Here is an 11,284-nt window from a genome sequence, read left to right as displayed (position 1 = left end):
ACCATGGCGGACACGGCAGTGGGCACCACCGGACCGGCCGGGGACGAGGCACGGCTCCGGGAGTATCTGACCCGGGTCGTCACCGAGCTGCACCAGACCCGCCAGCGGCTGCGCGAGGTCACCGCCGAGGAGTCCGAGCCGGTGGCGGTGGTGGCGATGAGCTGCCGGTACCCCGGCGGGATCAGCTCGCCGGAGGAGCTGTGGCGGTTCGTCGCGGACGGCGGCGACGCCATCGGCGACTTCCCCGCCGACCGGGGCTGGAACCTCGACCTGCTGCACCACCCCGACCCGGAGAACGCCGGCACGTCCTACACCGCGGCCGGCGGGTTCCTGGCCGACGCCGGGCAGTTCGACGCCGCGCTGTTCGGCGTCTCGCCCCGCGAGGCGGTCGCCATGGACCCGCAGCAGCGGCTGCTGCTGGAGGTCACCTGGGAGCTGTTCGAACGCGCCGGCCTGGCCCCGCTGTCGCTGCGCGGCAGCCGCACCGGTGTCTTCGTCGGCACGTCCGGCCAGGACTACGCCGCCGTGCTGCACCGCGCGCCGAACGCCGAGGGGTACGTGCTCACCGGCACCGCCGCCAGCGTGGTCTCCGGCCGGCTCGCTTACACGTTCGGGCTGGAGGGCCCGGCGATCACCGTGGACACCGCCTGCTCGTCCTCGTCGGTCGCGGTCCACCTCGCCTGCCAGGCACTGCGGGAACGCGAGTGCGGGCTGGCGGTGGCCGGCGGCGCCACCGTGATGGCCACGCCCGGACCGTTCGTGGAGTTCTCCCGGCAGCGCGGGCTCGCCGCCGACGGGCGGTGCAAGTCGTTCGCCGCCGCCGCCGACGGCACCGGCTGGTCCGAGGGGGTCGGCGTGCTGCTGCTGGAGCGGCTCAGCGACGCCCGCCGCAACGGCCACCCGGTGCTGGCCGTCATCCGCAGCTCGGCGGTCAACCAGGACGGCGCGTCGAACGGCCTCACCGCCCCGAACGGCCCGTCCCAGCAGCGCGTCATCCGGGCCGCGCTGGCCGGCGCGAAGCTCACCCCCGACCTGGTCGACGTGGTGGAGGCGCACGGCACCGGCACCACGCTGGGCGACCCGATCGAGGCACAGGCGCTGCTGGCCACCTACGGGCAGGACCGGCCCGCCGACCGGCCGCTGCTGCTCGGCTCCGTCAAGTCGAACCTCGGGCACGCCCAGGCCGCCGCCGGCATCGCCGGGATCATCAAGATGATCTACGCCATGCGGCACGGGACCGTCCCGGCCACGCTGCACGTCGACGAGCCCACCCCGCACGTCGACTGGACCGCCGGCGCGGTCCGGCTGGTCACCGAGCCGACGCCGTGGCCGGCGGTGGACCGGCCCCGCCGGGCCGCCGTCTCCTCGTTCGGCATGAGCGGCACCAACACCCACATCGTCCTCGAACAACCCGCCGAGGAACCGGCGGCCCCGGCCATGCCGGCCGACCGGACCGGACCGGTGCTGCTCACCGGCCGCACCCGTACCGCGCTGCGCCAGCAGGCCGAACGCTGGTCCCGACGCCTCGCCACCGATCCCGACCTCGCGCCCGCCGACGTGGCCTGGACGTCGGTGGTCTCCCGCTCGCCGCTGGAGCACCGCGCCGTGGTGCTCGCCGCCGACCGGGACGAGCTGACCGCCGCGCTGGACGCGCTCGCCGACGACCGGTCCGCCCCGCCGCTGGTCACCGGCGCCGCCGGACAGCCCGGCGAGGTCGCGTTCGTCTTTCCCGGCCAGGGCTCGCAGTGGGTCGGCATGGCCGCCGGGCTGCTCGACACCGCCCCGGTGTTCGCGGCGAAACTGACCGCCTGCGCCGAGGCGCTGCGCCCGTACGTCGACTGGTCACTGCTCGACGTGCTGCGCGGCGCGCCGGACGCGCCGTCGCTGGACCGGGTGGACGTGGTGCAGCCGGCGCTGTTCGCGGTCGGCGTGTCCCTCGCCGCGCTGTGGCAGTCCTACGGCGTGCAGCCGTCCGCGGTGCTCGGCCACTCGCAGGGCGAGATCGCCGCCGCCCACGTCGCGGGCGGGTTGACCCTGGAGGACGCTGCCGCCGTGGTGGCGCTGCGCAGCCGGGTCATCGCGGAGCTGGCCGGCGACGGCGGCATGGTGTCCGTGGCGACCACCGCCGAGGAGGCGGGCGAGACGATCGCCCGCTGGGACGGGCGGATCTCCCTCGCCGCGGTCAACGGCCCGACCGCGGTGGTGGTCTCCGGCGACGTCGCCGCGCTGGACGAGCTGGTCGCCCACTACGAGTCCCGGGACGTCCGGGTGCGCCGGGTGCCGGTGGACTACGCCTCCCACTCGGCGCACGTCGAGCCGCTGCGCGAGCAGCTCCTGGCCCGGCTCGCCGACGTGACGCCCCGCAGCGGCACGGTCCGGTTCCGCTCCACCGTGACCGGCGACTGGCTCGACACCGCGGAACTCGACGCCGACTACTGGTACCGCAACCTGCGCCGGACGGTTCACTTCGACGACGCGGTCCGCCGTCTCGTCGAGGCCGGCTACCGCACGTTCGTCGAGGTCAGCGCGCACCCGGTGCTCACCATGGCGGTGCAGGACAGCGCCGAGGCCGCCGCCGGACCGGGCGCGGCCACCGTGACCGGCAGCCTGCGCCGGGACGAGGGCGGCCTGGACCGGTTCCACCGGTCCGTCGCGGCGCTGCACATCGCCGGCACGCCGGTGGACTGGCGGCCCGCGTTCGCCGGCCGGCCGGGCCGCCTGGTCGACCTGCCCACCTACCCGTTCCAGCGGCAGCACTACTGGGTGCCCGCCGGCGAGCCGGCCGCCCCGGCCACCGGCGTCGGCCTGCTCGACCACCGGTTCTGGGACGCCGTCGACCGCGCCGACCTGGACGCGCTGCGCGACACCCTGGCCGTCGACGACGCCGAGGCGGCCGGGTCGCTGCGGACGCTGCTGCCCGTGCTCGCCGGCTGGCGACGCCGGCAGCAGCAGCACGACCAACTCGACGGCTGGCGCTACCGGGTCGAGTGGCAGGCCGCCCCCGAACCTGCCACCGCCGCGCTCGGCGGCACCTGGCTGCTGGCGGTGCCGACCGGCCTCGACGACGACCCGGCGGTGGCCGCCGTCCGCGCCGCGCTCACCGCCGCCGGCGCCGACGTGCGCCCGTTGGCCGTGGCACCCGACGCCGACCGGGCCGCGCTCGCCGCCGCCCTCACCGACGCCACGGATGCCGACCTCACCGAGGCCGGCACCGGCCGCGTCGACGTCGGCGGGGTGGTCTCGCTGCTCTCCTGGGCGCCCGCCACCGACCCGGACCCGCTCCTGCCCGGCCTGGCCGCCACGCTCGCGCTCACCCAGGCGCTCGGCGACACCGGCCTGGCCGCGCCGCTGTGGCTGGTGACCCGCAACGCGGTGGCCGCCGCCGCGTACGACCGGGGGACCGACCCGGCCCAGGGCGCGGTCTGGGGGCTGGGCCGGGTGGTCGGCGTGGAGGCCCCGCACCGCTGGGGCGGCCTCGTCGACCTGCCCGCCGAACCCGACGCGCGGGCCGCCGGCCGGCTCGCCGCGCTGCTCGCCGCGCCGGACGGCGAGGACCAGCTCGCCGTGCGCGGCCCCGGCGTCCTGCGCCGCCGCCTGGTCCGCGCGCCGATCGGCGACCGCCCCCCGGCACGCCGCTTCACGCCCACCGGAACCGTGCTGGTCACCGGCGGCACCGGCGGGCTCGGCGCGCGCGCCGCCCGCTGGCTCGCCGACGCCGGCGCCGCACACGTGGCGCTGGTCAGCCGGCGCGGCCCGGACGCCCCCGGGGCCACCGAGCTGGCCGCCGAGCTGCGTGAGCGGGGCGCCCGCGTCACGGTCGCCGCCTGCGACCTCGCCGACCGGGCCGCCGTCGCCGCGCTGCTCGACCGGCTCCGCGCGGACGGCCCGCCGATCCGCGCCGTCCTGCACACCGCCGGCCTGCCGCAGACCACCCCGCTGGACGCCGTCACCGCCGCCGAACTGGCCGAGGTGACCGCCGGCAAGGTGGCCGGCGCGGCCCACCTGCACGACCTGCTCGCCGGCGACGACCTGGACGCGTTCGTCGTCTACTCGTCCATCGCCGCGACCTGGGGCAGCGCCGGGCAGGCCGGGTACGCGGCCGGCAACGCCTACCTGGACACGCTGGCGCAGCGGCGACGCGCCGACGGGCTGGCCGGCACCGCCATCGCCTGGGGCTCATGGGGCGAGGGCGGCATGCACGTGGCCGACTCCGACCGGGCGCTGCGCCGCCGAGGCGTGCCGCCGATGGACGCCGACGTCGCGATGAGCGCGCTGCGGCAGGCCCTCGACCACGACGACGTGACGCTCACGGTCGCCGACGTGGACTGGTCCCGGTTCGCCCCCGCGTACGCCTCGGCCCGACGTCGGCCGCTGCTGGAGGGCGTACCGGAGGCGAAGGCCGCGCTCGACGGCGGCGCGCCGGCCGACGGCGACGCCGACGACGGACCGGCGGCGACGCTGCGGGCCCGGCTCGCCGGCCTGGACCCGGCCCGCCGCGAGGAGACGCTCGCCGACCTGGTCCGGGAACTCGCCGCCGACGTGCTCGGCCACGCCGACGCCGCCGCGATCCCGGCCACCACCGCGTTCCGGGACCTCGGCTTCGACTCGCTGACCGCGGTGGAACTGCGCAACCGGCTGGTCGCCGCCACCGGCCAGCCGCTGCCCACCACGCTGGTCTTCGACCACCCGACGCCGGTGGCGCTGGCCCGGCTGCTGCTGACCACGCTGCTCGGCGTCGACCCGGCGCCCGTCGGGACCACCGTCGCCACCGTCGCCCCCGGTGAGGAGCCGGTGGCCGTGGTGGCGATGGCGTGCCGCTTCCCCGGCGGCGTCAGCGACCCGGACGCGTTGTGGCGGATCGTCGCCGACGGCGTGGACACGGTCGGCGACTTCCCCACCGACCGGGGCTGGGACCCGGACACGCTGGTCGACCCGGCGGCGGCGTCGGCCGGCACCACCTACACCGACCAGGGCGCGTTCGTGGCCGACGCCGGCCACTTCGACCCGGTGTTCTTCGGCATCTCGCCGCGCGAGGCCGCCGCCATGGACCCGCAGCAGCGGCTGCTGCTGGAGGCGTCCTGGGAGGCGATCGAGCGGGCCGGCGTGGTGCCGGAATCGCTGCGCGGCTCCCGGACCGGCGTGTTCGCCGGCACCAACGGGCAGGACTACCGCGCGTTGGTGCTGGTCGCCCCGGACGAGAGCTTCGGCGGCACCGACAACGCGGCAAGCGTGGTGTCCGGCCGGGTGTCGTACGCGCTGGGGCTGGAAGGGCCGGCGGTGTCCGTGGACACCGGCTGCTCGTCGTCGCTCGTCGCGTTCCACCTGGCCGTGCAGGCGCTGCGACGCGGCGAGTGCGACCTCGCACTCACCGGCGGCGTGACCGTGATGGCGACACCCGGGCTGTTCGTGGAGTTCTCCCGCCAACGTGGACTGGCCGCCGACGGCCGGGTAAAGGCGTTCGCCGCCGCCGCCGACGGCACCGGCTGGGGCGAGGGCGTCGGCGTGCTGCTGCTGGAACGGCTCTCCGAGGCCCGCCGCAACGGTCATCCGGTGCTCGCCGTGGTGCGCGGCAGCGCGATCAACCAGGACGGCGCGTCGAACGGCCTGACCGCGCCGAACGGGCCGTCGCAGCAGCGGGTGATCCGGGCCGCCCTGGCGGACGCCGGGTTGTCCACGTCGGACGTGGACGTGGTGGAGGCGCACGGCACGGGCACCACGTTGGGTGACCCGATCGAGGCGCAGGCGCTGCTCGCCACGTACGGGCAGGACCGCGAGACGCCGCTGCTGCTGGGGTCGATCAAGTCGAACATCGGCCACACCCAGGCCGCCGCCGGCGTCGCCGGGATCATCAAGATGGTCCTCGCGATGCGGCACGGCGTGGTGCCGCCGACGCTGCACGTGGACGCGCCGTCGCCGCACATCGACTGGTCGGCAGGCGCGGTGGAGCTGGTGACCGAGGCGTGTGCGTGGCCGGCGGTGGACCGGCCGCGTCGGGCGGCGGTGTCGTCGTTCGGCATCTCCGGCACCAACGCCCACGTCGTCATCGAACAGGCCGACGAGCCCGACGCGCGTCCGGCGCCCGCCGCCCCGGGCCTGGTGGACGCCGACGTCCGGCTGTGGCCGGTGTCGGCCCGTACCCGGGCCGGCGTCGCCGCGCAGGCCGCCCGGCTCGCCGCCCACCTGCGCGCTGGCGGGCAGCTCGACCCGGCTGCGGTGGCCTGGTCCCTCGCCACCACCCGCTCGACGTTCGAGCACCGCGCCGCAGTGGTCGGCACCACCGGCGACGAGCTGCTGACGGCGCTGGACGCGCTCGCGTCGGGCACCCCGACGGGAAACGTGGTGTCGGGTGCGGTCGTCGAGCACGGTGCGGGTCCGGTGTTCGTGTTTCCGGGTCAGGGTGGTCAGTCGGTGCGGATGGCGGCCGGTCTGGTGGGTCGGTGCGCGCCGTTCGATGGTCGGCTTGCCGAGTGTCAGCGGGCGTTCGCGCCGTTCCTGGACGTGGATCTCGTGTCGGTGTTGACCGGTGACGACGACGCCTGGCTCGATCGGGTGGAGGTGTTGCAGCCGGTCCTGTTCGCGGTCGGTGTGTGTTTGGCGGAGGTGTGGCGGGCTGCCGGGGTTGAGCCGTCGTTGGTGATCGGTCATTCGCAGGGTGAGATGGCCGCGGCGTGTGTGGCCGGGGTGCTGTCACTCGATGACGCGGCGAAGGCCGTCATCCTGCGGGCGCGGTCGCTGGCCACCCTGGCGGGTTCCGGCGGGATGTTGGCGGTGGATCTGCCGGCCGATGAGGTGCAGGCGCGGATCGAGGGTGTGCCCGGCACGGTGGTGGCGGTGCTCAATGGTCCGGGGCATGTGGTGGTGTCCGGTCCGCCGGACACGCTGGCGGAGTTGCGCGAGCGGTGGGCGGTCGAGGGGGTGCGGGCGAAGCCGGTGCCGTTCAACTACGCCTCCCACAACCCGGCCGTGGAGCGGATCCGCGATCGGATGCTCACCGACCTGGCGGGGTTGTCGCCGCAGGCGGGTCGGGTTCGGATGGTGTCGACGGTGACCGGGGACTGGGCTGACCCGGAGAGCATGGACGGGGGGTACTGGTTCACGAACCTGCGGCAGCCGGTGCGGTTCGAGCAGGCGGTGCGGACCGCGCTCGGGGCTGGGCATCGCACCTTCGTGGACGTGTCGGCGCATCCGGTGCTCACGATGCCGGTGACCGCGATCCTCGACGACGCCGACACGGCGGGGCACACCCTGTCCACGCTGCGCCGCGGTGACGACGATCCGACCCGACTCCTGACCAGCCTGGCCACCGCGCACACCATCGGCCTGCCCGTCGACCTGACCGCCGTACTCACCCCCGCGACCACCGTCGACCTGCCCACGTACGCGTTCGACCGGAAGCGGTACTGGCTCACCACCACCGTCCGACCCGCGCACGACGTCGCCTCCGCCGGCCTCCAGGACACCGCGCACCCACTGCTCAGCGCCGCGCTGCCGGTCGCCGACGACCGGACCGTGGTGCTCACCGGGCGGCTGTCCACGCGTACCCACCCGTGGCTCGCCGACCACGTCGTCGGCCGGACCGTCGTCGTCCCCGGCACCGCGCTCGCCGACATGGTGATCCGGGCCGGCGACGAGGTCGACGCCGGCCAGGTCGGCGACCTCACGCTGATCAGCCCACTCGTGCTGCCCGCCACCGGCGCGGTCCAGGTGCAGGTGCGCGTCGGCGCGCCCGGCGACACCGGCGAACGGGCCGTCACGCTGCACTCCCGGCCCGCCGACGACGGCGACGCCGACTGGACCCGGCACGCCGAGGGTCTGCTGCTGCCGCAGCTCTCCGAGCCGGTACCCGGGCCGGGGGAGTGGCCGCCGGCCGGCGCCGTCGAGGTCGACGCGGACCTGGACGCCTGGTACGCCCGCACCGCCGAGGCCGGCCTCACCTACGGCCCCGCGTTCCGCTGCCTGCACCGGATCTGGCGCCACGGCGACGAGGTGTACGCCGAGGTGGCGCTGCCCGAGGCGCAGGCCGCCGACGCGTCCCGCTTCGGCCTGCACCCGGCGCTGTTCGACGCCGCCCTGCACGCCACCGGCCCCACCGCGCTGCTCGGCACGCCGGCCGAGGCCGGCAGCGGCTGGCTGCCGTTCACGCTCCGCGCGGTCACCCTGCACGCCCACGGCGCCACCCGGCTGCGGGTGACGATCCGCTCGCTCGGCCCGGACACGGTCGCCGTCACGCTCGCCGACCCGGCCGGCCGCCCGGTCGCCACGGTCGAGTCGCTGACGTTCCGCCCGGTCGCCGCCGGTCAGGACGACGGCACCGCCGCGCTGCGCCGTACCGCCGTGTTCCACCTGGACTGGACGCCGCTGCCGGCCACCGAGCCCCCGGCCCCGACCCGCTGGGCGCTGCTCACCGGCGACCGCACCGACCCGACCGGCGCCGGCCTCGCCGACCCGGTCGGCGGCGATCAGGTCGGCACGCCCGGCGGCGACCCTGCCGGGCTGGCCGGAGCGCTGACCGCCGCCGGTCACCGGGTGACCGTCCACCCCGACCCGGCCGCGCTGCTCGCCGCCGTGGACGGCGACGACGACGTACCGGAGATCGTGGTCGACCTGCGCGGCGGCCCCGACCCGGACCCGGAGCGGGTGGACGCGGACGCCCACTCCGCCGCCCGCGACGCGCTTGCGCTGGTGCGGCAGTGGCTGGCCGAACCGCGACTGGAGGCCACCCGTCTGGTGCTGGCCACCCGGGGCGCGGTCGCCGCCGCGCCCGGCGAGGCCCCCCGCGACCCGGCCCGCGCCGCGGTGTGGGGGCTGGTCCGTTCCGCCCAGTCCGAACACCCCGGCCGGTTCACGCTGCTCGACCTGGACGACGCCGCCGCGTCGCTCGGCGCGGTGCCCGCCGCGCTCGCGTCCGGCGAACCGCAGCTCGCGCTCCGCGACGGGGCCGCGTGGACGCCCCGACTGGTCCGCGCCCGCGACACCGGCGTGCTGACGCCGCCCGACGACCGGCAGCCGTGGCGGCTCGACGTCACCGAGAAGGGCACGCTGGAGAACCTGGCACTGCTGCCGGTGCCGGTCGAGGCCGGCGCGGTGCCGGCCGGACACGTCGCGGTCGAGATGCGCGCCTCCGGCCTCAACTTCCGGGACGTGGTGCTGGCGCTCGGCATGGTGCCCGGCCAGGAGGTGCTCGGCAGCGAGGGCGCCGGCGTGGTGCGCGAGGTCGGCCCCGGCGTCACCGACCTGAAACCCGGCGACCGGGTGATGGGCATCTTCGCCGGCTCGTTCGCCACCGTCGCGGTCACCGACCACCGCATGGTCACCCGCATCCCGGACGGCTGGTCGTACGCCGAGGCGGCCGGCGTGCCGGTGGTCTTCCTGACCGCCTGGTACGGGCTGGTCGAGCTGGGCCGGCTCACCGCCGGGGAGTCGGTGCTGGTGCACGCCGCCACCGGCGGTGTCGGGATGGCCGCCGTGCAGATCGCCCGGCACCTCGGCGCCGAGGTCTACGGCACGGCCAGCCCCGGCAAGTGGCCGGTGCTGCGCGCCACCGGCCTCGACGACGCGCACATCGCCTCCTCCCGCTCCCTGGACTTCGTCGACGAGTTCCGGGCCCGCCGCGCCGGGCGGGGCGTCGACGTGGTGCTCAACTCGCTCGCCGGCGCGTACGTGGACGCGTCGCTGCGGATGCTCGACAGCGGCGGCCGGTTCGTCGAGATGGGCAAGACCGACCCGCGTGATCCGGCCCGGGTCGCCGCCGACCATCCCGGCGTCAGCTACCAGGGCTTCGACCTGATGGCGGCCGGCCCGGCCGTCGTCGGGCGGATGCTGGCGGAGCTGATGGCGTTGTTCGCCGCCGGCACGCTGCGCCCGCTGCCGCGCCGCACCTGGGACGTTCGGCGCGCGCCCGAGGCGTTCCGCTTCCTCAGCCAGGCCCGGCACGTCGGCAAGCTCACGCTGACCATCCCGCCGACGCCCCGGCTCGACGGCACCGTCCTGGTCTCCGGCGCCACCGGCACGCTCGGCGCGCTGCTCTGCCGGCACCTGGTCGCCGCACACGGGGCCCGGCACCTGCTGCTGGTCAGCCGGCGCGGCCCGGACGCCGAGGGCGCCGACGAACTGCTCGCCGACCTCAAGGCGTCGGGCGCGGAGGTGCAGCTCGTCGCCGCCGACCTGGCCGACCCGGACGCCGTCGCCGACGTGCTGTCCCTGGTGGACGCGCGGCACCCGCTGCGCGCCGTGGTGCACACCGCCGGCGTCGTCGACGACGCCACCGTCGAGAAGCTCACCCCGGAGCGGCTCGCCGCGGTGCTACGCCCCAAGGTCGACGCGGCCTGGAACCTGCACCGCGCCACCCGCCACCACGAGCTGACCGCGTTCGTGCTCTACTCCGCCGCGGCCGGCCTGATGGGCGGGCCGGGCCAGGGCAACTACGCGGCCGGCAACGCCTTCCTCGACGCCCTCGCCGAGCACCGTCGCGCGTCCGGCCTGCCGGCGGTTTCCCTGGTCTGGGGCCTGTGGGCCACCGCCAGCGGCATCACCGGTCACCTCGACGCGGTCGACCGGCGACGGCTGGAACGCAGCGGCCTGGTGGCGCTCACCGACCACGAGGCGCTCGCGCTGTTCGACGCCACCTGGCGCTCCGAACGGCCCACGCTGATGCCCGCGAAGATCAGCACGCAGGGCACCGGCGGTCCGGTCCATCCGCTGCTCACCGCGCTGGTCCGCGCCGGCACGCGACGCGGCGCGGTCACCGAGGCGGCCGGCGGCCCGGCGTACGCGGAGACGCTGCGTGGCCTGTCCGGCGAGAAACGCGAACGGGCGCTGCGGGACCTGGTGCTGGCGCACGTCGCCGTGGTGCTCGGCGTCGGCGACCCGGCCGGGGTGGAGCCGGACCGCGCGTTCCGGGAACTCGGCTTCGACTCGCTCACCGCGGTCGAGCTGCGCAACCGGCTCGGCTCGGCCACCGGGCTGCGGCTGCCGGCCACGCTGGTCTTCGACAACCCGACCCCCGCCGCGCTCGCCGCCCACCTGGCCACGCGGATCGCCGTGCCCGACGGCGCGGCCGACGCCTCCGGTGGCGTCGGCCGGGACCTCGACCGGTTGGAGGCGGCGCTGGCCGGGCTCGACCCGGACGACGAGGCGTTCCGCGGCATCACCGAGCGGCTGCACGGCCTGCTGGACCGGCTGACCGCGCGGGAGACGACCGCCGACGACGGCGACCTGGAGTCGGCCACCACCGAGAACATCTTCGACCTGATCGACCGCGAGCTGGAGACGTCTTGACCGCCGG

Annotated in this window: 1 protein-coding gene; it reads left to right on the top strand. The window is 76.5% G+C overall.

Annotation, left to right across the window (positions count from 1 at the left end; all coding sequences use genetic code 11):
• The first annotated feature begins 18 nt into the window (after positions 1 to 18).
• Positions 19 to 11,277 carry a type I polyketide synthase gene (locus tag VKK44_RS14110; protein WP_458351664.1) on the top strand — a complete coding sequence of 3,753 codons (11,259 nt, stop codon included), beginning with the start codon at positions 19 to 21 and terminating at the stop codon, positions 11,275 to 11,277.
• Positions 11,278 to 11,284: the final 7 nt, after the last annotated feature.

It is taken from the genome of Micromonospora sp. DSM 45708 (assembly GCF_039566955.1).
In the GTDB taxonomy this organism is placed as follows: Bacteria; Actinomycetota; Actinomycetes; order Mycobacteriales; family Micromonosporaceae; genus Micromonospora.
Note: the sequence above shows the minus strand (reverse complement) of the source record. Positions and strands in the feature narration are given on the sequence as shown.